Origin of the sequence: Celeribacter sp., assembly GCF_048261515.1 — a bacterium.
Taxonomy (GTDB): domain Bacteria; phylum Pseudomonadota; class Alphaproteobacteria; order Rhodobacterales; family Rhodobacteraceae; genus Celeribacter.
In genome coordinates this window covers 119,509-144,801 of the sequence record NZ_JBLXFZ010000002.1, presented here as the reverse complement: position 1 = coordinate 144,801, position 25,293 = coordinate 119,509, and the positions used below count along the sequence as shown (strand labels likewise).

Here is a 25,293-nt window from a genome sequence, read left to right as displayed (position 1 = left end):
CCTCAGAGAAAAGCAACAGTAGCCCCACAAGTGTCCCGCGAGCTTGTTCTGGTTACACCTAAAGCAAATGTCGTGAAAGCAAAGGAGCGCACTGGAGCACGCCCCGTCCAAACCTTCGCAAACGCTGTGTTCAGCCAGTCTCAAGCAATTCCGGATGCAGATACCGCGACAAACCTTCACGGCAGTCGTCTGGCCAGGGGTGAGATGCGTGGGTTTTGGTCGAGGTCATCACGATCAATTGCTCAATCGTCCAGATCACCTCTCCATCGACCGTGACAATGGTGTAGAGATCCAGAGACGATGTGCCGATCTTGCGTACATGCACGTTGAAATCCAGCACATCTCCGTACTTGGCCGGCTTTTTGAACTCGATGTTCATCTTCAACGACGGCAGCCCGAGATGACGTTCGAACATTAGCTCTTTCCACGGCACACCAAAGGAGGCGAACATCGCCTCATTCACATCGACGAGCATGGAAAGGTACGCAGGGTGGTAAGCGATCCCCGTCAGGTCGCAGTCACCGAAACGCATGGGTTTTGAAATCGTAAAGGGCATGGAAGTCCTATCTATTCGTTGTGCGACGAGCGCCGCTGAGATTATTTTTACCCTAAGGCGATTGCGTCAAGCTGACGCTCGCTCTGTTACCGCACCGCAGGGAAAACCGCTAAGGGCTCCGGCTTAGGATGACCGTGGCCATGGTGATGGTGGTGGTGTTCATGATCATGGGCCGGACGGCTCGCGGCTGACGCCACCGGATCGATCAGACTCGCGGCAAAGCATTCATCGGACAATTCAATCGGCTGCCCGTGCGGGGTTGCCAAATAGGCACCGCGCCAGGCCTCGGCGACTGCCGCGACTTCAACCGATTTCAAAGCCCCTGCTTGCTCGGTCAACGCCACAAGTGTTTCCTGCATCGCGCTGTAATAGCCATCCTCAACGCCGACGCCATCCGCGTCGGGTTCGGCACGGCGGGCTGCAAAGGCTGCGACCCACTCGGCCCAGTCAAAGTGCCCCTCTTCATGCAGCGCCAGTACCAACGCAAAAACGCTGGCGTGCCACGGTTTCCCAAAGGCTGCTCGGTGTTCCATGATCTCGGGCAAATTCATGGGGTTACCTCCTCGGCCAGATCGAGATAATCGTCGAACATGTCTATCTGAACAGAATCCACATCGTTGCCATCTGCACCCCACAACTCACGCGACGCGAAGCGCACCGAATAGGCGTGCTGCGGTTTCGGTCCTTGACCCATGGCATTAGTATCGGGAAAGGCAAAGGTTCCGTGATCGATGATCACTGTGCCCAGCTTACCCTTGATGTAGTTCGGCAAACGTGTGTGCCCCGACGGGTTGATGTTGCGCGCCCGAACACGGTCGCCAACCTGGAACCTCCCCGCCACTTCGGGCGAGATCCGGGCCGAGCCTCCCTCTTCCACAACGGTCCGCGCGACAGCGGTATCCACATCACAAACCTCAGGAGGACGGCTCGTTTCGCCGGTCGCCAGTTCTTCTTCTGTCACAGAACCCAGCTCCAGCAGCAAATCCTCGACGGTGATCAGCCACCGTTTGAAATAGCTGCTGTTCAGGTAAGTTAACGGCGGAATGCTCTCGGTGACAAAGCGAATTTTGTCCGGCGCACAGAGGCCCGCCGACATGATCGAAAACTGAATCCCCAGTGTCCGGCGCTCCCAGTCGTGAGAAAACGGCGCATAAGCGGCAGGGCTGGTTTGCCCTTCCGGAATGACCCGACCAAAACCATGCATCCCAGCGATGTCAGCGATTGAATTCATGCTCCTGCCTCCACGCTTTGATCCGGCACGATGGCCGTTCCGATCATGGAATCGCGGGTGACGATGGCCTCCAACGCCTCCTCGCTCCACCCTTCGGTGCCCGCCGGGCGCTCTGGCAGGACGAAATACCGAAGTTCGGCGTTGCTATCGTACACGCGCACTTCTTTGTCCATCGGCACGTCCAGCCCGAACTCGGCGAGGACATCTCGCGGCTCACGCACCACACGAGACCGGTAGGCGAAACTTTTGTACCACGTCGGCGGGAGCCCCAAGAGCGGCCACGGGTAGCAGGAACATAAGGTGCAAACGACCACGTTGTGTACCTTTGGAGTGTTCTCGACGACCAGAGTGTCCTCGCCTTGCAGCCCAGCGAACCCAAGGTTTGACAAGGCTTCGCCCGGATGCTCGATCAGAGCCTCGCGGAACGCCGGATCGGTCCAGGCCTTGGCCACCACCTTGGCGCCATTGCGTGGGCCGACTTCGGTTTCATAATACTGAATGAAGGCGTCGACTGCTTCGGCCTTGATCATACCGCGTTTGGTCAGGAGTGTTTCGAGCGATTTGACCCGCAAGGCGAGGTCTTCGGGCGGAGCCGTGTGGTCGTCGGACATGGATGTGTCTCCCATTAGGCGATTTCAACACCTGCCGACATCGGCGGGCGTCCAAGATGGTGATACGTCACGGACTGGTACGCATGAACCACGCGCAGCAGTGTTGCTTCGGACAAATGCGGGCCAACCAGTTGCAAGCCGAGCGGCAACCCTACGCGATCAAAACCGACGGGAAAGGCCAAAGCCGGAACCCCGCTCATGGTAAACGGACAGACAAAACGATGCAGCGCAAAGATCGTATCTTTGTCCATCTCATCCATCTCTGTCCGTGTCGGCACCGTGAATGGCAGCACGGGCATCAAGACAGCATCAACCGACAAAAGGCTCCGCTTCAAACGTCCGCGAAACGCATCGCGCCGGGTCTGGGCTTTTTGCAACGCGGTGGCCGACAGCTTTTGACCATACTCAATCGTGCTCGCGAGCGAGTCCGAGTAGCTGTTTCGGTTTTGCTCAAACAGGCTTTCATGGACCACAGCCGTCTGGGCGCATGACACATCATACCAGTCATCCACGATCGTGGAATTGTCAGGCAAACTGACCTCGACGATCTTTGCCCCCATTTCCGCGAACTTGGCCAGCGTATCGTCCAAAGCTGCGATCAACTGCGGATCGACTCCATCGGACACCCAACTTGTCGGGCGCCCTATGACCATGCCTTTGACGCCATTATTCAGTCGGGCCAAAGCTCCCTCAACCGGATCTAATAAGCTGGTCGGATCGGCATCATCTCGTCCAGCGATCACCTGATAAAGCCGCGCAATATCTTCAGCAGAGCGACCCATCGGCCCAACGTGATCCAGAGTTCCGGCCAGTTCGAACACCTGATTTCGACTGACCCGGCCCCACGTGGGCTTCAAGCCGGTCACGCCGTTCACTGTGCTCGGCATTCGGATTGATCCGCCAGTATCGGACCCGATCGAGCCATAGCCCATCTGCGCTGCCACAGCGACTCCGCTCCCACCCGAGGACGCGCCCCCCCAATAGTCCGCATTCCACGGGTTATGCGGCTCTCCGAACGGATCAAGATATTTACCCGCAACGCCCTCGGCCACATTGGCTTTGCCAAGCACCACAGCGCCAGCGGCCTCGAGCCGTTGCACAACCGTTGCGGTCCCCTCGGCGACATGATCCAAACGGGGCGGAAGACCCGCAGTTGTGGGAAGTCCGGCAATGTCGAAGATGTCTTTGATCGTGATCGGCACCCCGTGTAGTGGTCCCATATTTTGTCGCGATGCACGACGATCATCCGCCGCCTTTGCCTGAGCCATCGCGCGGTCGTCACAGATTGTGATCATCGCATTGTTGTCGGGATTCAAGGCATTGCACCGAGCAAGCGCTGCTTCGGTCACCTCGATGGCACGCAACTCACCGATCCGCAGCTTTTCAGCCACTTCCGTCAAACTTAAATCGACAATTTGGTCAACTGAATGAGGCATTCGTTTCTCCTTGATCGCATGAGCGCATTTCGTCGAAAACGCCACAAAATAATTCAAAGCTAAAGCAAAGATTTAACTAAACGCGGATACTCGTGCCGCGCATGGTCAGACTGAACACGACATCCAAATCCTTTAACGACACGCACACATCGAACCCAACTGATACCTCAAGAACACCTTCGCTCTGCCTCATATTGAAACTCGCTAACCAGGTCTTTTGACAGCGCTCACCCACAATGGGCTGAACGTAACGGATGTCAAAATATATTTCATATGTCAAGTTTTTTTACATATCAAACCTGCCTTACGAAACGCGTCTCGGTTCATCTTCATAGACCTTAAGAGATCCCCCTCTGGCGAGCCCCAACCCACACCCCAAACGCGACCCGTCCACACTTCCCATTATTCACAATAAGTTATTCTGATTAGCGGCCCTGCGAACTGTAACAGCCCTAAGCCCAACTCATAGGACACTGGGACTGCACTAGCAGAAATCCGCAACCCGACGCGACACCCGCCTGCGCCAAAAAACCTAAGAAAAGTTGATTCTCAATCAAATCTACTTAAACCCTAAAGCACTAAATCGTCATCCTGGCACATTCACCGGAGCCAAAAATCGCACCCAATTCGAACCTCAAGCAATGACCCCACCAAGAACCTGACGCCACAGGAAAATAAGTCGCCGCAAAGTTCAGCCAATCGCTCAAAAAACGAGCGAGCTTAGCGCCTCGATGGATTAGTTGCTCAGATGCGAGTTGACACGCCGCGCGCCCATGAATAACTTCAAACATGAAATACTTTGCCGCTCTGCGCAAAACCTGTATCCGAATAAGGACGCGACGATGAAAATTGCCATTCTCGGTGGCGGCCCTGCGGGTCTCTACTTTGCCATTTCCATGAAGCTACGCGATTCCACGCACGACATCACCGTGTACGAACGCAACAAAGCCGACGACACATTCGGCTGGGGCGTCGTGCTTTCAGATGAGACTATGTCAAACTTCGAAGGCAATGATCCCGTGTCCGAGCGGATGATCCGCGACAAGTTTGCCTATTGGGGCGATGTAAAAGTTGTGCGCGGCGACGAGGCGATGACGTCGGGCGGTCACGGGTTCTGCGGCATCGGGCGCAAACAGATGCTGCTGCTGCTTCAGGAGCGCGCACGCGATCTGGGCGTCACCCTGTCCTTTGAGACAGACGTCACGCCCGAGCGGATTGCCGAGCTTAAAGCAGAAAACGATCTTGTGGTTGCGGCCGATGGTCTGAACTCCAAAACCCGGAGCCTGTTCGAAGACAAGTTCCAGCCGGAAATCGACATGCGCCGGAACCACTTTGTCTGGCTCGGCACGCATCAGAAGTTCGACGATGCCTTTACCTTCATTTTCGAGAAGACCGAACACGGCTGGATCTGGGCGCATGCCTATCAGTTCGACGACGACACCGCGACCTTCATCGTGGAATGCGGGCCAGAAACCTACAAGGCGTTCGGCTTTGATACGCTGAACCAGCACGACAGCATCGCGCTGTGCGAAAAGATTTTTGACAAGCATCTGGGCGGTCATCGCCTGATGACCAATGCCAACCACATTCGCGGCTCGGCGTGGATTCAATTCCCGCGCGTGACCTGTGAAAACTGGTATTTTGAGAATGTCGCACTGCTGGGCGATGCCTCGGCCACCGCGCATTTCTCGATCGGATCCGGCTCCAAACTGGGGATGGAAAGCGCGATCATGCTGGCGGATGAATTGTCCTCGGGCAAACCGCTGGACGCCGCGTTGCAAAGCTATCAGGACGAACGCAAACTTCAGGTTGTGCGCGTTACCTCGGCCGCTCGCAACTCGACCGAGTGGTTCGAAGAAGTCGAGCGTTACCTCGACCTCGACATGATGCAGTTCAACTATGCACTGTTGACCCGCTCGCAGCGTATCAGCCACGAAAACCTGCGGCTGCGCGACCCGGAATGGCTCGCCTCGGCAGAAGCGTGGTTCCAAAAGCAGGCTGGTGGTAATTCGACCCGCAGCCCGATGTTCGCGCCGTTCAAACTGCGCAACATGGATCTATCCTGCCGTGTCGTGGTATCGCCGATGGCTCAGTACAAAGCCAAGGACGGCATGCCGAACGATTGGCATTTCGTACATTACGCCGAACGCGCCAAGGGTGGAGCGGGGCTGGTCTTTACCGAAATGCTCTGCGTCAGCATGGAAGGCCGGATCACGCCCGGCTGCCCCTGCATTGGTGAGGAACAGGTGCCTCTCTGGTCGCGCCTGACCGATTTCGTTCATGCTGAAACTGACGCGAAAATCTGTGCGCAGATCGGTCACGCGGGCCGCAAAGGCTCGACGCGACTGGCATGGGACGGCATCGACAAAGCCCTGCCCGAAGGTGAAAATTGGCCGCTTCTGTCGGCCTCAGCCATTCCCCTGATGGAGGGCAACGTGGTCCCTAAGGAAATGGACCGCGCCGACATGGATATGGTACGCGATCAATTTGTGGCCAGTGTGAAAGCCGCCGCTGCGGCCCAGTTCGACATGATCGAGATGCACGCGGCACACGGCTATCTGTTGGCGTCCTTTATCTCGCCGATCACCAACACACGTAGCGACGAATACGGCGGCAGCTTGGAAAACCGGATGCGGTTCCCGCTGGAAGTGTTTGCCGCGATGCGCGCCGCTTGGCCGGAAGAAAAGCCGATGACCGTGCGGATCTCGGCCCACGATTGGATGGGCGACACGGGCGTGATGCCGGAAGAGGCCGTCGAGATTTCGGCGCTGTTCAAGGCCGCCGGGGCCGACGCGATCAACGTGTCGTCCGGTCAAACCGACAAAGGTGAACAGCCGATATATGGCCGCATGTTCCAAGTGCCTTTTGCCGACCGTGTGCGCAACGATCTGAACTCCCCCACCCTTGTGGCGGGCAACATTTACGAGCCGGACCATGTGAACTCGATCCTTATGGCGGGTCGTGCCGACCTTGTCCTTTTGGCGCGTCCGCACCTTGCCGACCCCTACTGGACCCTGCACGCCTCGGTCGAACTCGGCGACAACGAGCAGAAGTGGCCCGCGCCCTACGAGGGCGGTCGACGTCAGGCGATCACATTGGCCGAACGCGAAAAGGCTATGGCGCAATGACCTTTGGCGGCACGTCAGCCTTTGTGACCGGCGGCGGTTCCGGTGTTGGAGCGGTGATTGCCACCGCTCTGGCCGAAGCCGGGGTACAGGTCACCATCTGCGGACGCCGGGCCGAGTCGCTCTCGGCTGTGGCCGCGACACATCCGGGGATTACCGCCGTCGTCTGTGACATCACCGACGAAGCCGCGGTCATCAAAGCCATTGCCGCGGCCGACCCCGATATCGTGGTCGCCAACGCGGGGGCCTCGGAAAGCGCCTCTTTTGTGAAGACCGAGCTTACCGCCTTTGAGCGCATGATATCGGTGAACCTGACAGGCACATTTCTGACCCTTCGCGAAGGGGCCAAGGCGATGTCAGGCAAACCGTGGGGGCGGCTGATCGCCATTGCCTCCACCGCCGGGCTGAAAGGATATCCCTATGTCGCGCCCTATGCGGCGGCCAAGCATGGCGTGATTGGCATGGTCAAATCGCTTGCACTGGAGCTTGTGCGAAAAGGTGTGACTGTCAACGCGATCTGCCCTGGCTTTCTGGACACGGAAATGACCGGACGCTCGATTGCCAACATCGTCGAAAAGACCGGGCGCTCGCCCGAAGAGGCTCGTGCATCACTGGAAGCCACCAACCCGATGCACAAACTGGTGCCGCCTGAAGACGTGGCGCAGGTCGTCACATGGCTGTGCGGGCCGGGTTCAAACATGATCACCGGTCAGGCGATTTCGGTGTCAGGGGGCGAAACGTGACATCACCTTTTACCCTGACCCGACAGGTCGAATTCAACCATTGCGACCCTGCAGGCATTGTCTTTTACCCCCGCTACTTCGAGATGATTTCGGCCCTGACCGAACGCTTTTTCTCGGATGCGCTAGGTCATAGCTGGGAAAGCATGCTGTTGACGGACGGTGCGCTTGGCACCCCACTTGGCGCGATTGAGGCCCGGTTTCGTGCGCCCTCGCGTCTCGGCGACACCCTTACGCTCACGCTGCTTGTGGAACGGATCGGAACCTCTTCGGTCGATTTCGCAATCACCTGTACCTGCGCGGGACAAACCCGTTTCACCTGCCACGCCACAGTGGTTCATGCCTCCACGGCCAACGGGCGTGCCGCGCCTTGGCCGGGTGACCTGCGTACCCAGCTGGAGCGTTTTCAGACGGCACCGGAGATGACAGAATGAAAGACAAGACGATGACCGCCGAAATTCCCCACCTGTTTCTCCAACCTGATGGCTGGGTACCAGCCAAAGGCTATGCCAATGGCGTATTGGCAGAAGGCCGCACGGTGTTCACGGGTGGGCTTGTTGGCTGGAACGCACGGCAAGAATGGGAACACCTGGATATGGTGGGCCAGTTCCGGCAAACACTGGAAAACATCGTTGCCGTACTGGACGTGGCCGGCGCGCGGCCCGCGCATCTGGTTCGTCTGACGTGGTACATCACCGACAAAAAGGAATATCAGGCCAATCTGAAAGAAATAGGCAAAGCCTACCGTGACGTGATTGGTCGCCACTTTCCGGCGATGGCCGTGGTACAGGTCGTCGCGTTGGTTGAAGACGAAGCAAAGATTGAGATAGAAGCCACGGCGGTGATCCCCAATGCCTGAGACAATGTCCACCTCACGAACCGTTTTGATCACCGTTCCACCCGCAAGTGAGGCCAGCCCGCGTGGCCCGGTCTATGGCGGGTGGATCATGACTCAAATCGACCATGCAGCGGGGCTTGCAGGCAGCAAAGTCAGCGGTGGCGATGCCTTGATCCTGTCGATCAAAGAGATGGTGTTTCACGCGGCGCTGACTGTCGGCACGGAATTCACGATCACCGCCGAGGTAACTCGCCGAGGGCGCACATCGTTCGATCTGGCCCTGACCGGCACTGCAGATCCCGATGGCGCGGCCCAACAAATCGTCTCAAGCAGCGTCACCATGGTTGCAGTCTACGCCGATGGCACACCGCGCCCCTTGCCTTAAAACTAAATTAATCGATTATACTTGTGATCCTGCGGCAAGGCAGGATTGCTAAGTTTCAACACAGTAGAGCGACAGTTCCAAATTTACCTAGCGTCGATTATACTCCAAGTGTAAAATATAACGAATTAAAAGAGGCGCGTTTAAACACATGGAACTAACTGTGAAGTCGAGTATCGAGAACAAAGATTTGGCACGTCAACGTCTGCGGCTTTGGCTTCAGATGCTGAAGGCCACGCGCCACGTAGAATCTACCTTGCGAGAAAAGCTACGCGAAGGGTATGGAACCACCCTACCCCGCTTTGATGTGCTTGAGGCGCTCCGCGTTCACCCTGACGGCATGAAGATGAGCGAATTGTCCCAGAACCTTGTCGTGTCCAATGGTAATGTCACCGGCGTGGTCGATCGGCTGGTGGCGGATGGCCTGGCCAAACGTCAGACGTTGGAATCCGACCGCCGTGCCTCGTTGGTACGGATCACAGAAAAAGGTCGCGCCGAGATCGAAATGATGACCCAGGAACATCTTGGCTGGATCGACGGACTTTTGGATCAGGTCAGCGAATCCGACGCCGCCCGCGCAATTTCGATCATGTTGGACATCCGCCACAAGAAATAACCCCCCATGCCGCGTCACAGCAGCGTAAGGAATACACAAAGGGCGGCCCCTTGGGTTCCGCCCTTTGTCGTTTCGTAAGTGATTTATGTATCAGGCGTGGTAATGCACCGACGCTTTGAGTTTCGTGTAGGCCAGCACCGAACTCTCGCCCAAATCATTGCCGATCCCGCTGTCCTTCCAACCGCCGAACGGCAAGGCCACGTCCAACGCGTTGTGTACGTTGATCCAGACCGACCCGGCCTCCAGACCTTGGGTCATCCGGTGGATGCGGCCCGCGTCATTGGTGAATACGCTGGCGCCCAGCCCATACTGGCTGTCATTGGCCAGCGCGAGGACCTCTTCGTCGGTATCAAAGGGCGTGGCGACCAGAACCGGACCAAAGATCTCTTCCTTAACCGGGGTCATATCCGAGGTCACGTCGAGCAGCACGGTGGGCCGAACGTAAGAACCCACGTGGTCAACCGCAACGCCGCCTGCAGCAAGCGTGGCGCCCTCATATACACCAGCGTCGACGATGCTCATAATCCGCGCCTGCTGCGTGGGACCAATGACGGGACCCATCGTGGCACCCGGGATCAAAGGCGCAGACAACTGGATATCATTGGCCAGCTCAACCACACGTTCCGTCACCTGATCGTAGATTGAGCGATGAACATACAGACGCGACCCTGCGCAGCAGTTTTGGCCGTGGTTTGAGAAAACCGCCACCGCCGCCGCCTGTGCAGCTGCTTCGACATCGGCGTCGCCCATCATGATCACGGGGGACTTCCCGCCCAGTTCCAAACTGCATTTCTTGAACTGGCTGGCCGCCGACACGGCAATCTTGCGCCCAACCTCGGTCGACCCGGTAAAGGTGACCAGCGCCACGTCTTTATGCGCCACCAGCATCTGACCAACTTCCGGGCGCGATCCAGTCACAATGTTGATCACGCCTGCAGGAATCCCTGCCTCGATTGCAAGCTCGGCAAACCGGATCGCTGAAATCGGGGTTTGCGGGGCGGGTTTCAGAACGACGGAACACCCCGCCGCCAGAGCGGGTGCAATTTTCCACACGGCAATGCCAAGCGCAACGTTCCAAGGCACAATCGCCCCAACCACCCCGATCGGTTCACGGAAGGTAAATCCGCTCAGTTCGCCGTTCGGAATGTAAGGCACAGACAGGCGCATAGTCTGGCCTTCCAATTTTGTGGCCCAGCCCCCCATATAACGCAGCACATGCGCCGAATACATCACGTCCACACCCGAAGTATTGGCTAGAAGCCGGCCCGAGCACAGGGTCTCGATCTCGGAGATCTCGCGCACATGCGATTCCAAAATATCCGCAAGACGCAGAATGCGCAGCTCCCGCTCATGGGGGCGCAGTCTTTTCCACTCACCTGTCAGTGCCAATTTGGCTGCAGCGACGGCCATGTTCAATTCGGCCTCACCCGCCTCGGACGCGCGAGCGAATTCTTTGCCGGTCGACGGATCGGTCAAAGGATAGCTTTTTGCCGTCTGCACCTCTTTCCCGTCGATATGCAGGCCATAGGTCCGACCAAGCGCCGCCTTTGCCCCCTCACCGAGGAGGCTGAAGTCATTACTCAGAATCGTCATTGTGTACTTTCTGCCCGGTTGGCCGAGCGATTACTTGAGTTTCGCCTGCTGGCGCGACCGCAACATGCCGCGCACGCCACCGAGCCAGACGGAGAAGATCAGGATGCCGCCGCTCAACGTGCCCTGCCAGAACGAGGACACTCCGGATAGCGTCAGGCCGTTTTGCACAACGCCGAGGAACAGGACGCCGATCAAAGTCCCAAGCACACCGCCTTCGCCCCCGGTCATGGCAGTGCCACCAATCAGCACAGCGGCCAGAACGGTCAGCAACAAGTTCATGTCCACCTCAGGTGACGCTACGGTCAGACGACCCACTTGGATCACCGAGGCCAGACCAGCGGTCAGCGAGGAAATGATAAATACTGTCAAAAGCACACGGCGAACGTTGATGCCGTTCAGACGGGCCGCTTCCGTATTCGAACCGATAGAATAAAGCGCGCGACCAAAGGAGGTGTACCGCAGAACGGCACTAGCGATGAAAAACAGCACTGCATCGAAGATGAGGATCGTCGGGATCGGCCCCACATTGCCGTTTACAAAACGGTTCAGGGCCATAAACCCGGGTTGAGAAAAGACCGAGATCGAGCCGCCCTCATTGGCAATCAGTGCGACCGACTGAAAGACTGACAGGGTACCGAGGGTCACAACGAAGTACGAAATATTGGCATAGGCCACGAGATACCCGTTGATTGCGCCAAGCAGACAGCCCGCCGTGATGGCGCCCAGAATGGCGAATGGCAAAGGGATGCCACTGACGAACAACAGGCCAAAGGCAATTGCTGAGGCTGTGGTCGCCGAGCCAAAGGACAAGTCAACCGTGCCAGAGATCACCACATAAGTGGCTCCAAGCGCGAGAATGAAGGCCACCGAGTTCGATTTCACGATGTTCATCAGATTCGGCCAAGTCAGGAACACGGGCTGATAGATTGCAAGGAACAGCGAGATCAGAAACAGGCTGATCAGCGCGCCCGCGTAGCGGCTTTGAAAAAACGTCGACAGGAGCGAGCCGGCCGAGCGTTTTGGCGAAGTGGGGGAAACGGTCGTCTCAGTCATGTCACAAGTCCTACGAATGATCGGTTAGAATGCGCTCGCCAGTCACCGCGGCATGCGCAACAAGGTTTTCGGTGGCTTCGCTGCGCTTAAATTCTGCGGCGACGCGACCCTCAAAGAAAACAGCAATACGGTCTGCAAGCCCCAGAACTTCGGGCAACTCGGAAGAGATCAGAATAACCGCTGCTCCCGCGTCGGCCGCGTCTTGAAGCATCCGGTAAATTTCGCTTTTCGCGCCAACATCGACACCGCGCGTTGGTTCGTTCAACACTAGCACGTCCGGTTTGCGGCGGAAGGTTCTGCCCAGCACAATTTTCTGCTGATTGCCGCCTGACAGCGTCGAGATCATCACGCCCGCATTGGCCGCGACGACACCATAGTCTTTCATGCTCTTGCCGACTTCGTCCGCCTGTTTGCGCAAGTACACGAAGCCGGACTTGGTCAAGTTGTCGAGCCAAGCCAGTGCAAAGTTTTCAGACACATCGCGAACGGGCAAAATTGCCTCGCCTTTGCGATCGTCCGGAACATAGCCGATCCCAGCTTTGATTGCTGACGCCGGGCTTCCCAATGTGACAAGACGGCCCGCCACGTTGACATCGCCGGTGGCCCCAATGGCCCCGCCCAATGCCCGAGCAAATTCAGTTTTGCCGGATCCCGCCAGACCAGCCACGCCAAGGATTTCACCCCGACGCACTTGCAACGTAACAGGATCGAAGCTGCCAGAAGTATCTGCAAGATCGTTGATATTAAGAACAATTTTGCCGCGCGCAATCTCGCGCTTACCAAAGTAGTCTTCGATCTCACGGCCAACCATGTGGCGCACCAGCTGTTCCTCGGTGGTTTCCGGGATCGGAACGGTGGTGATCAACTGGCCATCGCGCAACACCGTAGCGGTCGAGCACACGGCATAGATTTCTGGCATCCGGTGGGTGATCGTCAGGATCGCCATGCCTTTGTCGCGCTCTTGGATCACCAGCTCCAAAAGCCGCCGTGTTGCTGACTCAGACAGCGAACTGGTCGCCTCATCCAGAATGAGCAGTCGGGCATTTGACGACAATGCGCGGGCAATCTCGACCTCTTGTTGAAGCTCCAGCCCAAGGTCCGACACCCGTTGGCGCGGTGAAACGTGGACACCCAGCTGATCCAGCACGCCCTTTGCATCGCGGAATAGTTTGCGCCAGTCGATTGCGCCCAGACGGCTGCGGGGGAGACGGCCCATGAAAATGTTTTCGGCGACGGTCAGCGTCGGCGCGAGGGTCAGTTCCTGACTGATCATCACGATACCACGCTCGATCGCCTCGGACGGGTTGCGCAGACGGACGGACTCACCGTCGATAAACAGCTCGCCCTCGTCCTGCGGCTGCATCCCCGCGATAATCTTGGACAGTGTCGATTTGCCGGACCCGTTTTCCCCGGTCAACGCGTGAACCTCGCCCGCGCGGATGGTAATCGACACGTTATCGAGTGCCTTCACACCGGGAAATGATTTGCTTACGCCCTTGGCTTCGACGATGACATCGCCCGGAGCGGGCGTTGCCTTTGTGTGTTCCGGGGCGATATCTGTGAGTGTCATGCAGCCACCTCTTGAATCTTCTCGGCTTTGATCATGTCTGCAGCCTTTTCGCCGATCATGATGGTCGGCGCGTTGGTGTTGCCTGAAATCAGACGCGGCATGATCGACGCATCGACGACGCGCAGCCCTTCGACGCCGCGCACGCGCAGCTGTTCGTCCACAACCGATGCCGTATCCTGACCCATCCGGCAGGTGCCCACTTGGTGAGAGACACAGCCTCCGTTCTGGACCAGATACTCTTCGATCTGCTCATCCGTCGCGATCTCCGACCCCGGCAGATGCTCGTCTATGACGAAATTCTTCAGCGGGCCTTTGCCCGCAATGCGGCGCGCGAGCTTCAGACCCTCGACTGCGATTTTGCGGTCCATCGGATCCGAGAAGTAATTCGGGTGGATCGCAGGCGCGTCACGAAAATGTCCGGATTTCAAGGTCAGGTGCCCGCGGCTGCGCGGACGGACCGGGCAGATGAAATTGGCAAAGCCCGAGAATTTGAATAGCCCGTCCTCATAGTAGCCGCCCGAGAACGTCTGGAACAAAAACTGCACATCCGGTGTCTCGCTTTGGGACAGGACGCGGGCAAACAGGCTTGCTTGACCAGCAGGGACCGAAAACGGGCCTTTGCCTGTCAGGATCCAGCGAATGCCGTTCATCACCTTTTTGGTCGGGCTCAGCATGATGTCATTCATTGTGATGGGCTGGTTACATTTCCATGTGATCTGCCCGCCGTAATGGTCCTGTAGGTTCTGACCCACAGCGGCGTTGTCATGCACCACGTCGATGCCAAAGGAGTTCAGTATCTCGCCGTCACCGATGCCAGACAGCATCAGGAGTTGCGGCGATTTCACGGACCCAGCCGACAAGATCACTTCGCGACGCGCGCGGTATTCAACCGGCTTTCCATCCCGATGCGCCTTCAGGCCAATCGCACGGCGGCCCTCAAACAGAACTTTCTCGGCTTCAACACCGGTCAGGACCGTCAGGTTCGGGCGGCGTTTGTTCGGTTCTAGGTAACTGACCGATGCCGAGGCGCGACGCCCCTTGCGCACGGTGGCTTGGAAGTACCCGGCGCCTTCCTGCTGTTCGCCGTTAAAATCGTCATTGCGAGGAATGCCGTTGGCCTCGGCGGACCCGATAAAGGCATCGCACAGCGGATTGCGCTCGGTCAGGTTTGTGACAGACAGCGGCCCGCCAGTGCCGTGGAATTCATCGGCACCGTTTTCCTGATCTTCAGCTTTGCGGAAATAGGGCAGCACATCGTCATAGCCCCAGCCGGAGTTCCCCTCTTGGCGCCAGAGGTCGTAATCCTCTGCCTGCCCTCGGATATAGATCAAGCCGTTGATCGAGGACGAGCCGCCCAGAACTTTGCCGCGCGGCCAGTACACCTTGCGCCCGCCCAATGCCTCGTTTTCTTCGGTTTCAAACATCCAGTTCACGTCCGAGCGCGCGATGGTGCGGCCATAGCCAACCGGGATTTTCAGCCAGAAATCGTTGTCCTTGCGCCCAGCTTCGACCAGCAGCACGCGGGTGTTCGGATCTTCGGAAAGGCGGGCTGCAACCACGCAGCCCGCTGAACCTGCGCCCACAACAACGTAATCATAAGTTTCTGTGCTCATGCCATCGCCTTTGCTTTGTTCTCGGCCTTCATCATGTCCGCAGCTTTCTCTGCGATCATGATAGTAGGAGCGTTCGTATTGCCCGAAATGAGTGTCGGCATGATTGAGGCGTCCACCACGCGCAGGCCGTCAATGCCGTGAACACGAAGGGTCGGATCAACCACAGCCATCGGGTCGGAGCCCATTTTACAGGTGCCAACCTGGTGCGCGATGGACAGGCCTTTCTCGCGACCGAAGGCCAGAATCTCGTCATCCGTTCGTACGTCTTTACCCGGCCCCAACTCTTCAATGATATGCTGTGCGATGCTGGGCTGTTCAGCCACCTTGCGGGCGATCTTAATGCCTTCGACCAACAGACGGCGGTCGGTTTCAGCGGCCAGATAGTTGGGTTGCATCACCGGCGCTACTGTGGCATCGTGCGATTTGATTTTCAGCCAACCCCGGCTGTCCGGGCGCACGGGGCAAACCACATTGGCAAAGCCTGAAAACTTGTGAAGACCGTCGTCGTATTCGTCCTGACTGAACGTCTGGAACAGGAACTGAAGGTCCGGGGCTTCCAAGGTCGGGTTCGACTTGATGAACGCACCCACCTGAGCCGCCGAAATGGTCAATGGACCCTTGCGCAGCAGCGCGTATTGCAGACCCGCTTTGACCTGCTTCAACGGGCTTACGAGAATATCGTTCACCGTGGTCTTGAGGCTGGAATGATAGTTCAGGACCGCGCCGTAGTGGTCTTGAAGGTTCTCACCTACGCCCGGAAGATCATGCACTACGTCGATACCCAACGCGGCCAGATCTTCGGCCGGACCAACCCCAGAAATCAGCAAGAGTTGCGGTGATTTGATCGAGCCTGCGCTTAGGATCACTTCGCGGCTTGCCAGAACGCGGGTGATTTTCCCACCCCGCGAGAATTCGGCACCGATACACCGTTTGCCCTCGAACAAAAGCCGTTCCACCACGGCATCGACCTCGACGCGCACATTTGACCGTTTTTCGGCAGGACGCAGATAAGCCACGGCGGCAGAACAGCGCCGCGCATTGCGGGTGGTCAGCTGGTAATACCCGATGCCTTCCTGATCCGCTCCGTTAAAATCATCATTGCGGGGAATGCCCGCTTGGACACCACTTTCGATGAAGGCTTCGCAAAGCGGGTTTCGCTCCACGAGGTTCGACACCCGAAGCGGGCCGCCTGTGCCATGGTAATCGTCGGAGCCGTTTTCCTGATCCTCGGCTTTGCGGAAGTAGGGCAGTACATCGTCATAGCCCCAGCCCGAGTTGCCCATCTGACGCCACTGGTCGTAATCGTGTGACTGGCCGCGGACATAGAGTAGACCGTTGATCGAAGAAGACCCACCTAGCACACGCCCGCGAGCCCAGAACATGGGGCGCCCGTTAATCTCGGGGCCTTTCTCGGTTTCAAAGCGCCAGTTCACATCAGGGTTTACGATGGTTTTACCATAGCCGATGGGGACATGAATCCACGGATTGCGATCCCGCTTGCCCGCTTCCAGAACGGTGACTTTGCTGTTGCCATCCTCAGACAGCCGCGCTGCCATTACACAGCCAGCAGAGCCAGCGCCGATGACGAGGTAATCCGTATTGATAATGGTTTTGGGTTCGATCTTTTGTGCCATGGTCAGCCCCTCAGGATGCTGTCTTCTTGCCGAGGCGAATACGCGCCCCGGAGGCACAGCCCGGCTCCAGCCGGACTGTGCGGGTTTTGGTTCACTCCAAGAGCGGAACGGTTTCGAGCGTGTAGTTGCGTTCCATGGTCGGCACGTACTCGTCGATGTTTGTGTAGTTCTGGAAGATCGACTTAACGACGACGTCATCAAGTTCTTCGCCCGGATGCTCCAACAGTTCCTGCATCGCTTTGATGATACCGACGCCGTAGGCATAGCTGTCAGCGTCCCATGTACCAGTCAGACGACCTTGACGGATCGCTTCAATCGCCTCTTCGTCGCCGTTCATCCCAAAGATCATGATGCCGTCGCTGTCATCGCTGGCGTAAACCATGTTGCCAGACGCCATAACAGCCGCAGAGATGCCCAAGGCGCTAGCGTCGTTGTAGGACCAGAACACGTCAACATCAGGGTGACGGATCAGCAAGTCAGAGGCCAGCGATGACGCGTTTGCCGCATTGTCACGGTTGTTGTCAGCTGTGCCGATGATTTCTAGGCCCGCTGCTTCGGCAGCTTGGGTGAAGCAGGCGGTATTGGCTTGGATAGACGGAACCGGAGGACCGCCCATGATGATCACTTTGGCTTCCGGATTACGCTCGGCGATCCATGCAGCGTGACGCTCGTAGGTGCCGCCTTCGACGCAAAGGTTCAATTCCCACCAAAGGGTGTTGGTCACACCCGGACCTTCGGAGTTGATGCCCAGAACCGGGATACCCGCCTCATTGGCGCGGGTATAGGCCGCAGCCACCGCATTCGGGTCCAGTGACCAAGAGGAAATCACCTCGGCCCCCAACGAGATCAGCGTATCGACATGCGACACCTGACGGTCGGGCGAAAGGTTCGCGTCAAGAATGCGATATTCCCAACCCAGATCAGCAGACAACCCTTCCATAACCTCGGAGGCCATGACCGAGTTCGGCTGGCTGGCGATGGGTGAAATGAACGCAACCAGTGGCATATCCTGCGCGAGCGCAGCTGTTGCCGTACCCGCGAGCATGGCTGCCGCTGTGAGTGTTTTTACAGTCTTCATTTTGACGATTCTCCTGTTGGAATTTATTTTCTTAATTCACTCAAGCCCTTTCGGGTCGAGCCGCATGACCGTGGCCTTGGGTTCGGTAAAGGCGTGCATCGCCTCGGTGCCGAATTCCCGACCAAGGCCAGACATTTTCACCCCGCCAAACGGAACCGCCGTATCGAGGATATTATGGGTGTTGATCCAGACGGTGCCGGAGTCGATCTGCGAGGCCAGAACATGCGCTTTGTTCAAGTTCTGGGTCCAGACGCTGGCGCCAAGACCGAAAGGCGTGTTGTTGGCAGCCGCCTTTAGCTCGCGGACATCCTCAAGCTTGTTGGCGATGACCACGGGGCCAAAAATCTCGGTCTTGCTCAGGGTGGCGTCTGCGCCAACGTTTCCCAACACAGTCGGGCGATAGAAATATCCCGTGTCGCCGTAGCCTTCGCCACCCGACAGCACCTCGGCCCCTTCGCTGATGCCCTTTTCGACCAGCGAAGACACTTTTTGCAGCTGCTGCGACGAGACCAGAGGGCCAAGCACGGTCTGCGGATCGAAAGCATGGCCAATGTTCAGTGTCTTTGAGAATTCAGCGACGCCTTCGACCACCTGATCATAAACGTCGGCTTCAACGAACAGCCGCGAGCCTGCGGTACACACCTGACCGGAATTGCCAAAAATCGCCATCGCCGCGCCCGGAATGGCCTGCGCCATATCCGCGTCTTTCAGCACGATGGTTGGGGATTTACCGCCCAGCTCCAGCGTTACGCGCTTCATCTGATCCGAGGCAGACCGCAAGATGTTTTGGCCGGTCACTGTAGAGCCAGTAAAACTGATCTTGCGCACCTTCGGGTGGTTGACCAGCCCGGTGCCTACAGGGTCGCCATAGCCGGTCAGGATATTGATCGCCCCAGCTGGGAAACCAGCCTTGCGGATCAATTCACCCAGACGCAGCGTTGTCAGGGAAGTAATCTCGGACGGCTTAAGCACGATGGTGCAGCCGAACGCGATGGCCGGAGCGAGTTTCTGAATGGCTTGGCCCAGGGGAAAATTCCACGGCGTAATGCCCGCCACCACGCCAATCGGGCGGCGTTCGGTGTAGGCGCGGTACATGCCGCCATCATCTACAAACGGCGACAAGGCAATATATTCACCCGCCATCTTGGTCGCCCAGCCGGAATAGTACCGCAGCGCGTCGATGGTGAACGCGAGGTCCACATAGCGCGACACAGCAAAAGGTTTGCCATTGTCCCAGCTTTCAAGGTTCGCCAGATCGTCAGCCTCGGCCTCAATCAGCAGGGCCAGTTTCTCAAGCAGACGACCACGATCAAGCGGGCGCATCTTTTGCCACTCAGCGCTCTCAAAGCAACGATCCGCCGCAGCCACAGCACATTCTACGTCTTCAGCATTGCCCGCAGCGATTTGCGCAAAGACCTGTTCGGTGGCCGGGTTGATCACATCGATCATCTCGCCGCTCGCGCTGTCTATCCACTCACCGCCGACAAGCAACTTGCCCGCGGGAATGTTGATCTTCGGAAATTCGGCAACTGCCATGTTCATAGAAATTCACCCTGTCGCTTTCGACCCACCCACCGCAAACAGGCGGGTCATCACCGGTTCATTTTTGCCGTCCGCGTCTGCACCGGCCGTTGAGCATGATTAAGAGCACCGGTTCCGCGCGATTGCAAGAAACTTTATCCTTAAAGTATTAGCGTCCAGATTTAGCTGTAAAATTAGGCACGTAGCGCGCCATGAAGTGTTAAGATTAAACCTTCTCATGACAGATACGCCTGCTGGCGAGAACTCAAAGTTGCATTGATCAGTCAATTTCAACACCGGCCGCATCGTCTCACAGACGGTGCGCCCGGAATCAGTAGCGGCGATCCATCCTGTAGAACTCGGTACTTTTCTCACTAATGACTCGGCAATGTCGGACTCATTGAAGCGCTTAAGGCCTCCGCATAGCCCTTTGTCCTCTGCGCACTCGACCAATTCATCGCAACCAATGATAGACGGAACCGAAGCGGCGCGCATAACTCGAAGCGCAATGGATCCGCTGGCGCCAACCACCCCTTGTCAATCAGGCCCAGGTCAGTCGCCACCGAAGACATCGCGATAGAGGTCAGCAAAATCCTGAGGGCCATGAATTTGACATATAAAGCAATATACCATCTGCAACCAAAGGATTTCCCTTCAACGAAATGCCAAACAGAATCGGCACCTACCCCCAGCGGCGATTGGATGTAGCCCCCGCAAATTCTGGGAGCACAAAATCCAAGACAGGTCGACAGGGTGAGCTGAAACCAAGCGATAGCGCCTTTAATACATGCAGGATGAATACGCTGCTAGCGTGATTACGGGCCGGCGCCCCAAATCCAAACAGCATCATCTTGCACAGTCACTCGAATGCTTTAAAGTTAAAGCAATGGAATTCTCCATCCAACATGACCGTCCGACACGGGGAGACTAACCTTGAGCACCATTCCTCAAACCACCAACATCGATCAAACCCTCTGCACGCTTGCAAACCCCACAGCCGCGAAGACCTATCGCGATGCCGCACATGCTCGTGCCGACGCTTTGGAGCAGGAGATTTCCGAAAAGGATCGCACGTTCTTTGCCATGCTCGCGCGGCGCGCCGAGCAGAATCCAGACTTGCCGCTCCTGCGCTTCGGCGACACTTTGATCACCGGCCCCAAGTTGCAAGATATCGCCGCTCGCTGGGGCGGAATGCTGCAGAACGCAGGGATCACTGCAGGCGATTCCGTGGCCATTATCGTCGGCAACCGCCCCGAGTTCATGTCGCTGATTGCTGCGATTTCGTGGATCGGCGCCGTGTCCGTCCCGATCAACACCGCTTCGCGCGGCATGCAGTTGCAACACATCTTAAGCAGTTCGGGCGCAAAGCTACTTATTTTGGATACGGAGTTTCTAAGCTCGATTTCCATACTTGAACGCGACAAGCTCGGGCTGACTGACATATTTGTTCTGCCCGGCGATAAGGCTCCAGAGCTGCCAGCAGATGTTGCCCTTCTGCCCGCCCCTGCCGATCCGGTCAAGGCCGTGACGGTACGCCCCTCGGACCCACTCGCCATTCTGTATACCTCTGGCACAACCGGCCTTTCGAAAGGCGTCATCTGCTCCCATGCTCAGTTCTTTTGGTGGTCAATCACGACGGGTCGGCAGCTTGGGATTTCGGATGGTGATGTTCTGCACACGACCCTTCCCCTCTTCCACACCAACGCCCTGAACTGTTTCTTCCAAGCTCTGGTGTTCGGCTGCACCCAATCCCTCTCTGCCCGTTTCTCGGTTTCGGGCTTTTACAAAGCCCTCCACCAATCCGGCGCAACAGTGACTTATCTGTTGGGAGCCATGGTTCCGATGCTTTTGTCCCGCGAAGAAAGCCCCGAAGAGCGCCAACACGATGTCCGGATCGCCCTTGCCCCCGGCGTTCCTGCCAACTTTCAGGCAGAATTTACAAGACGGACCGGCATTCTGCTGCTCGACGCATTCGGTTCGACGGAAACGAACAACGTAATCCAGATCGAAGCCGACACCCTGAAGGCTGGCTCGATGGGTTATGTCACCAAAGGTTTTCAGGCGCGCGTGGTCGACGATCAAGATTACGAAGTTCCTGACGGCACACCCGGCGAATTGATTCTGCGTGCAGATTCACCTTATGCCTTTGCCTCCGGATATATCGGCATGCCCGAGGCAACCTTGGAAGCGTGGCGCAATCTTTGGGTCCACACCGGAGACCGCGTAATCCGCGACGCCGACGGTTCGTTCCGCTTCATCGACCGCGCCAAGGACGCGATACGTCGTCGGGGCGAGAACATCTCGTCCTATGAGGTGGAGCAAGGCATTTTAAGCCACCCCGCCGTTGCCACAGCTGCGGTGTTCCCCGTGGAATCGGAACTGGCCGAAGACGAAGTGATGGTCGCGCTGATCCTAAAGGATAATGCCAACCTCGACCCAGTCGAGTTGATCCGCCACTGCGAGACCCGAATGCCCTATTTCGCCGTTCCGCGGTTTGTGGACATCCGCACCGAGCTTCCCTCGACCGAGAACGGCAAGATCCAGAAATTCAAGCTGCGCGAACAAGGGATTACCGACACCGCGTGGGATCGAGAAAAGGCGGGCGTGAAGGTCAAGCGCTGACAGCGAATTCCTACGGCTTCGAAATAAATTCGAAAGGCCCCATGCGGGCCTTTCTTTTTTTGCGCCGCAACCGCATCATCGAACAGCATTTCACAGCAGGGTGAAAATTTTGTCTTTACCAATTGTACCACACACCAATACTTTTAATGAGTTGGAGTAGATTAATTAAGGCATAGCGCGTGAGCACAGCACCTGAAAAGCACAGCATCGACAACCCCGATCTGGCCCGTGATCGGCTCCGGCTTTGGCTACAGATGCTTAAAGCCGTAAGGTATGTGGAATCGACACTGCGTGAAAATCTTCGGACCGGATACGATACCACCCTGCCCCGGTTCGACGTTTTGGCTGCCCTGCACGCCCACCCCAAAGGCATGACGATGAGCGAATTGTCAAAACACCTCGTCGTCTCAAATGGCAATGTCACGGGCGTGGTTGACAGAATTGTCAAAGACGGGCTGGCCGAACGTGAAAAACTTAAATCAGATCGACGCGCGTTTCGGGTCAAGATTTCCCAAAATGGACGCGACCTGATGGACGAACTGACAGCTGCGCATTTAGGTTGGATTGACCAGTTGTTCGCGAATGTGTCCGAAGCTGATGCAGCGCGGGCGATATCGATCATGTTGGACATCCGCCACAAGAAATAGCCCCACCGACATTGGTCAGCAGGGCTTTTCAAAGAGTTTTACAGTCGGGTCGACTTAGATAATCCCGGTCTCGCGCGCCACGCGTCGATACGCGGCGCCCGCCGTGAAACCACCGTCGATCACGAAATCCTCGCCTGTGACAAAACTTGACGCATCCGAGGCCAGGTAGAGCACCAATTGGGCGACCTCATGGGCTTCACCTGGACGGTTCATCGGCGTCATACCAATCATCGGCCCCAAGTGCGGCGACTCTCGGTTCAGATCGGTGACGATCAGACCCGGACAGATCGCATTTACACGAACGCCCTGTTCCGCATATTCCATCGCCGCAGAGCGCGTTAACCCACGCAGCGCCCACTTGGATGCCGTATAGGCCGGATCGTAATGCCCGGAAAACGCGCTATTCGAAGAGATGTTGATGATCGACCCGCCGCCGGCTTCCTGCATCATCGGAGAGGCAAGTTTGACCCCAATGAAGGCGCCCGTGACATTCACATCCTGCACCTTGCGCCACTCGGCGATGGTCATATCCGCAATAATCTTGCGATTGATGATGCCCGCATTGTTAACGAGAACATCGAGCCGCCCGGTCCAGTCGCGCACCATGTCCAGCGCCACCGTCCATTCGGCCTCTTCGGTGACGTCCAACTTCAGAAACCGAACGTCGCGGCCTTCGCCGTCCAAACGCTCAGCCAGTGCTGCGCCGTCCTCTTCCAATACATCACAGATCAAAACGCTGGCGCCAGCGGTGGCCAATAACTCTGCCTCAACCGCGCCCTGCCCCCGTGCTGCGCCGGTGACAATAGCGGTTTTTCCGGTCAGGTCATTCATTGCGCCTAGCAATTCGTTGAAATCCACGCTCATGCCTGCACCATCTTTTGGCACTGCTCACCAAGCCCAGTGATCCCCAGCGTAACGACCTGCCTAGCACTCAGGAAAGTCGGCGGTTTCATCCCCAGCCCAACACCTGGCGGGGTGCCTGTGGCAATGATGTCACCCGGCTCCAACGTCATGAACTGGCTGATGTAATGTACAAGATGCGCGACACCAAAGATCATCGTCTTGGTGTTGCCCGTTTGGCGGCGTTCGCCGTCCACGTCGAGCCACAGATCGAGGTTCTGGACATCCGCAATTTCGTCTTTCGTGACCATCCACGGACCTACGGGGCCAAAGGTGTCGTGACTTTTGCCCTTGATCCACTGGCCGCTGCGCTCGGACTGAAACCGGCGCTCGGACACATCGTTGACCAAGGCGTAGCCCGCGACATAGTCCATCGCTTCGGCTTCCGAAACGTATTTGGCGCGGGTGCCGATTACGATGCCCAGCTCCACTTCCCAATCGGTCCGATCCGAACCGCGCGGGATCTCGATGTCGTCATTCGGACCGCAAACTGCCGTTGTGGCTTTGCCGAAAAGAACTGGCTCGGCGGGCGGTTCTTTGCCCGTCTCACGGGCGTGGTCGGCGTAGTTCAGACCGACGCAGAGGAACTTTCCGGGGCGTGCAATAGCGGACCCGATCCGCGGCGTGCCTGCGACGACCTCAAGCATGGACAAATCCAGCGCCGCAATCCGCGCCAGCCCCTCGGGCGACAACGCCGCGCCGTCGATGTCCGAGACAACGTCGGACAGATCACGCATCTGGCCGTCGGCATCCAGAATGGCCGGACGTTCCGCGCCCGGTTCGCCATAACGAAGCAATTTCATGGTCTGTCCTTCTTTAGGGGCGACGGTAGCCTTCGAGGCTTTCATCCGGCACTTCTTCGAGGTTGTAGACAAGATTGTCGGGCGTCCGGCAGGTCAGCCAAACAAGCTCCTCCGTGGTACTCATGTTAGCCTCAACATGCGGCATGTAGGGCGGCACAAAGACAAAATCGCCTTCGTAAAGGTCCATGAATTCCTTGTAGTCCTCGCCAAAGTAGATCCGGCCATGTCCTTTGAGCACATAGCCCCCCGTTTCGCATTCCTGATGGTGATGCGGCGGCGAACGGTGCCCCGGCTCGTTGGACACGCGCCCGAACCAGATTTTGGTTGCCGGAGTGTGCTGCGGACTGACGCCAGAATAGCGCACGCAATCTCCGGATTGCAAAGTTCCACCATCAAGCTCGCCAGAGCGGGTTACCACAGGAACGACAGGTGTGGTCATGTGAGCCTCCTAAAAAGAATTGCCGATGAGCCGAATTGGCTGTTCCTGGCACTGTAGACTTATTTTATTTTAGATTTCAAGTTGTTTTGCATTCCGCCGAGCGAACCCAACTCGCCAGGCAAGACGAAGAGCGCCCGTTCGGACACAAGGACGAATCTGACCGCCCCTTTGCCTCGGGCAGTATTTAAACTCGTAAAACATGGATATTTCCCTCCCTACAGTCGAAGCCGCAGACCTGCGGCGCCAACTTTTCAGTCAGATCAGGAGATCAGTGATTACAATTTC

Annotated in this window: 23 protein-coding genes; 8 read left to right on the top strand and 15 right to left on the bottom strand. The window is 57.3% G+C overall.

Features of this window, described 5'->3' with window-relative positions:
* Positions 1-130: 130 nt before the first annotated feature.
* From ACN0SC_RS05590 to ACN0SC_RS05570, 5 genes are all read right to left on the bottom strand, one after another.
* Positions 131-556, bottom strand: coding sequence for an acyl-CoA thioesterase (locus ACN0SC_RS05590; protein ID WP_417248680.1), 426 nt, complete (start codon positions 554-556; stop codon positions 131-133).
* Between the two features lie 86 nt (positions 557-642).
* Positions 643-1,107: a nitrile hydratase accessory protein gene (locus ACN0SC_RS05585; protein WP_417248679.1), complete on the bottom strand. Its 465-nt coding sequence runs from the start codon at positions 1,105-1,107 to the stop codon at positions 643-645.
* A complete protein-coding gene (gene nthB, locus ACN0SC_RS05580; RefSeq protein WP_417248678.1) occupies positions 1,104-1,787 on the bottom strand; it encodes a nitrile hydratase subunit beta in 684 nt (227 codons plus the stop codon). The genes ACN0SC_RS05585 and nthB overlap by 4 nt, the downstream gene beginning before the upstream one ends.
* Positions 1,784-2,398, bottom strand: a complete 615-nt coding sequence (gene nthA, locus ACN0SC_RS05575; RefSeq protein WP_417248677.1) for a nitrile hydratase subunit alpha — start codon at positions 2,396-2,398, stop codon at positions 1,784-1,786. The genes nthB and nthA overlap by 4 nt, the downstream gene beginning before the upstream one ends.
* 14 nt (positions 2,399-2,412) lie before the next feature.
* Positions 2,413-3,879, bottom strand: a complete 1,467-nt coding sequence (locus ACN0SC_RS05570; protein ID WP_417248676.1) for an amidase — start codon at positions 3,877-3,879, stop codon at positions 2,413-2,415.
* 797 nt (positions 3,880-4,676) lie between these two features.
* On the opposite strand from ACN0SC_RS05570, the gene ACN0SC_RS05565 reads away from it, so the two are divergent.
* From ACN0SC_RS05565 to ACN0SC_RS05540, 6 genes are all read left to right on the top strand, one after another.
* A complete protein-coding gene (locus tag ACN0SC_RS05565; RefSeq protein WP_417248675.1) occupies positions 4,677-6,962 on the top strand; it encodes a bifunctional salicylyl-CoA 5-hydroxylase/oxidoreductase in 2,286 nt (761 codons plus the stop codon).
* Positions 6,959-7,702 (top strand): SDR family NAD(P)-dependent oxidoreductase, encoded by a 744-nt coding sequence (locus ACN0SC_RS05560; RefSeq protein WP_417248674.1) that lies wholly within the window; start codon positions 6,959-6,961, stop codon positions 7,700-7,702. Before ACN0SC_RS05565 ends, ACN0SC_RS05560 begins: the two co-directional genes overlap by 4 nt.
* Positions 7,699-8,133, top strand: coding sequence for an acyl-CoA thioesterase (locus ACN0SC_RS05555; RefSeq protein WP_417248673.1), 435 nt, complete (start codon positions 7,699-7,701; stop codon positions 8,131-8,133). The genes ACN0SC_RS05560 and ACN0SC_RS05555 overlap by 4 nt, the downstream gene beginning before the upstream one ends.
* Positions 8,130-8,558 carry a RidA family protein gene (locus ACN0SC_RS05550; protein WP_417248672.1) on the top strand — a complete coding sequence of 143 codons (429 nt, stop codon included), beginning with the start codon at positions 8,130-8,132 and terminating at the stop codon, positions 8,556-8,558. Before ACN0SC_RS05555 ends, ACN0SC_RS05550 begins: the two co-directional genes overlap by 4 nt.
* Entirely contained in the window at positions 8,551-8,922 is a 372-nt protein-coding gene (locus ACN0SC_RS05545) for an acyl-CoA thioesterase (RefSeq protein ID WP_417248671.1), read from the top strand. The genes ACN0SC_RS05550 and ACN0SC_RS05545 overlap by 8 nt, the downstream gene beginning before the upstream one ends.
* 148 nt (positions 8,923-9,070) lie before the next feature.
* Complete coding sequence (locus tag ACN0SC_RS05540; protein WP_417248670.1) at positions 9,071-9,535, top strand: MarR family winged helix-turn-helix transcriptional regulator; 465 nt, start codon at positions 9,071-9,073, stop codon at positions 9,533-9,535.
* Positions 9,536-9,625: 90 nt separating this feature from the next.
* On the opposite strand, the gene ACN0SC_RS05535 is transcribed toward ACN0SC_RS05540, so the two are convergent.
* From ACN0SC_RS05535 to ACN0SC_RS05505, 7 genes are all read right to left on the bottom strand, one after another.
* Positions 9,626-11,128 (bottom strand): aldehyde dehydrogenase family protein, encoded by a 1,503-nt coding sequence (locus ACN0SC_RS05535; protein ID WP_417248669.1) that lies wholly within the window; start codon positions 11,126-11,128, stop codon positions 9,626-9,628.
* A 30-nt stretch (positions 11,129-11,158) separates the two neighbouring features.
* Positions 11,159-12,181, bottom strand: coding sequence for an ABC transporter permease (locus ACN0SC_RS05530; RefSeq protein WP_417248668.1), 1,023 nt, complete (start codon positions 12,179-12,181; stop codon positions 11,159-11,161).
* 10 nt (positions 12,182-12,191) lie between these two features.
* Positions 12,192-13,751 carry a sugar ABC transporter ATP-binding protein gene (locus ACN0SC_RS05525; RefSeq protein WP_417248667.1) on the bottom strand — a complete coding sequence of 520 codons (1,560 nt, stop codon included), beginning with the start codon at positions 13,749-13,751 and terminating at the stop codon, positions 12,192-12,194.
* Positions 13,748-15,364, bottom strand: coding sequence for a GMC family oxidoreductase (locus ACN0SC_RS05520; RefSeq protein ID WP_417248666.1), 1,617 nt, complete (start codon positions 15,362-15,364; stop codon positions 13,748-13,750). The genes ACN0SC_RS05525 and ACN0SC_RS05520 overlap by 4 nt, the downstream gene beginning before the upstream one ends.
* Positions 15,361-16,998 carry a GMC family oxidoreductase gene (locus tag ACN0SC_RS05515; protein WP_417248665.1) on the bottom strand — a complete coding sequence of 546 codons (1,638 nt, stop codon included), beginning with the start codon at positions 16,996-16,998 and terminating at the stop codon, positions 15,361-15,363. The genes ACN0SC_RS05520 and ACN0SC_RS05515 overlap by 4 nt, the downstream gene beginning before the upstream one ends.
* Before the next feature lie 91 nt (positions 16,999-17,089).
* On the bottom strand, positions 17,090-18,076 hold the full coding sequence (locus ACN0SC_RS05510) for a sugar ABC transporter substrate-binding protein (RefSeq protein WP_417248664.1): 987 nt from the start codon (positions 18,074-18,076) through the stop codon (positions 17,090-17,092).
* Between the two features lie 36 nt (positions 18,077-18,112).
* Positions 18,113-19,618 (bottom strand): aldehyde dehydrogenase family protein, encoded by a 1,506-nt coding sequence (locus ACN0SC_RS05505; protein WP_417248663.1) that lies wholly within the window; start codon positions 19,616-19,618, stop codon positions 18,113-18,115.
* 912 nt (positions 19,619-20,530) lie between these two features.
* Here ACN0SC_RS05505 and ACN0SC_RS05500 point away from each other — a divergent pair.
* Together ACN0SC_RS05500 and ACN0SC_RS05495 are read left to right on the top strand one after the other, a co-directional pair.
* Entirely contained in the window at positions 20,531-22,219 is a 1,689-nt protein-coding gene (locus ACN0SC_RS05500) for an ATP-dependent acyl-CoA ligase (protein WP_417248662.1), read from the top strand.
* Positions 22,220-22,398: 179 nt separating this feature from the next.
* On the top strand, positions 22,399-22,866 hold the full coding sequence (locus tag ACN0SC_RS05495) for a MarR family winged helix-turn-helix transcriptional regulator (RefSeq protein ID WP_417248661.1): 468 nt from the start codon (positions 22,399-22,401) through the stop codon (positions 22,864-22,866).
* A 54-nt stretch (positions 22,867-22,920) separates the two neighbouring features.
* On the opposite strand, the gene ACN0SC_RS05490 is transcribed toward ACN0SC_RS05495, so the two are convergent.
* From ACN0SC_RS05490 to ACN0SC_RS05480, 3 genes are read right to left on the bottom strand one after another with little or no spacing between them, the layout of a single operon-like run.
* Positions 22,921-23,730, bottom strand: coding sequence for an SDR family NAD(P)-dependent oxidoreductase (locus ACN0SC_RS05490; protein WP_417248660.1), 810 nt, complete (start codon positions 23,728-23,730; stop codon positions 22,921-22,923).
* The gene (locus ACN0SC_RS05485; RefSeq protein ID WP_417248659.1) at positions 23,727-24,569 is read right to left on the bottom strand and encodes a fumarylacetoacetate hydrolase family protein; all 843 of its coding nucleotides are present in this window, start codon (positions 24,567-24,569) and stop codon (positions 23,727-23,729) included. The genes ACN0SC_RS05490 and ACN0SC_RS05485 overlap by 4 nt, the downstream gene beginning before the upstream one ends.
* Before the next feature lie 13 nt (positions 24,570-24,582).
* The gene (locus ACN0SC_RS05480) at positions 24,583-25,008 is read right to left on the bottom strand and encodes a cupin domain-containing protein (RefSeq protein WP_417248658.1); all 426 of its coding nucleotides are present in this window, start codon (positions 25,006-25,008) and stop codon (positions 24,583-24,585) included.
* Positions 25,009-25,293: the final 285 nt, after the last annotated feature.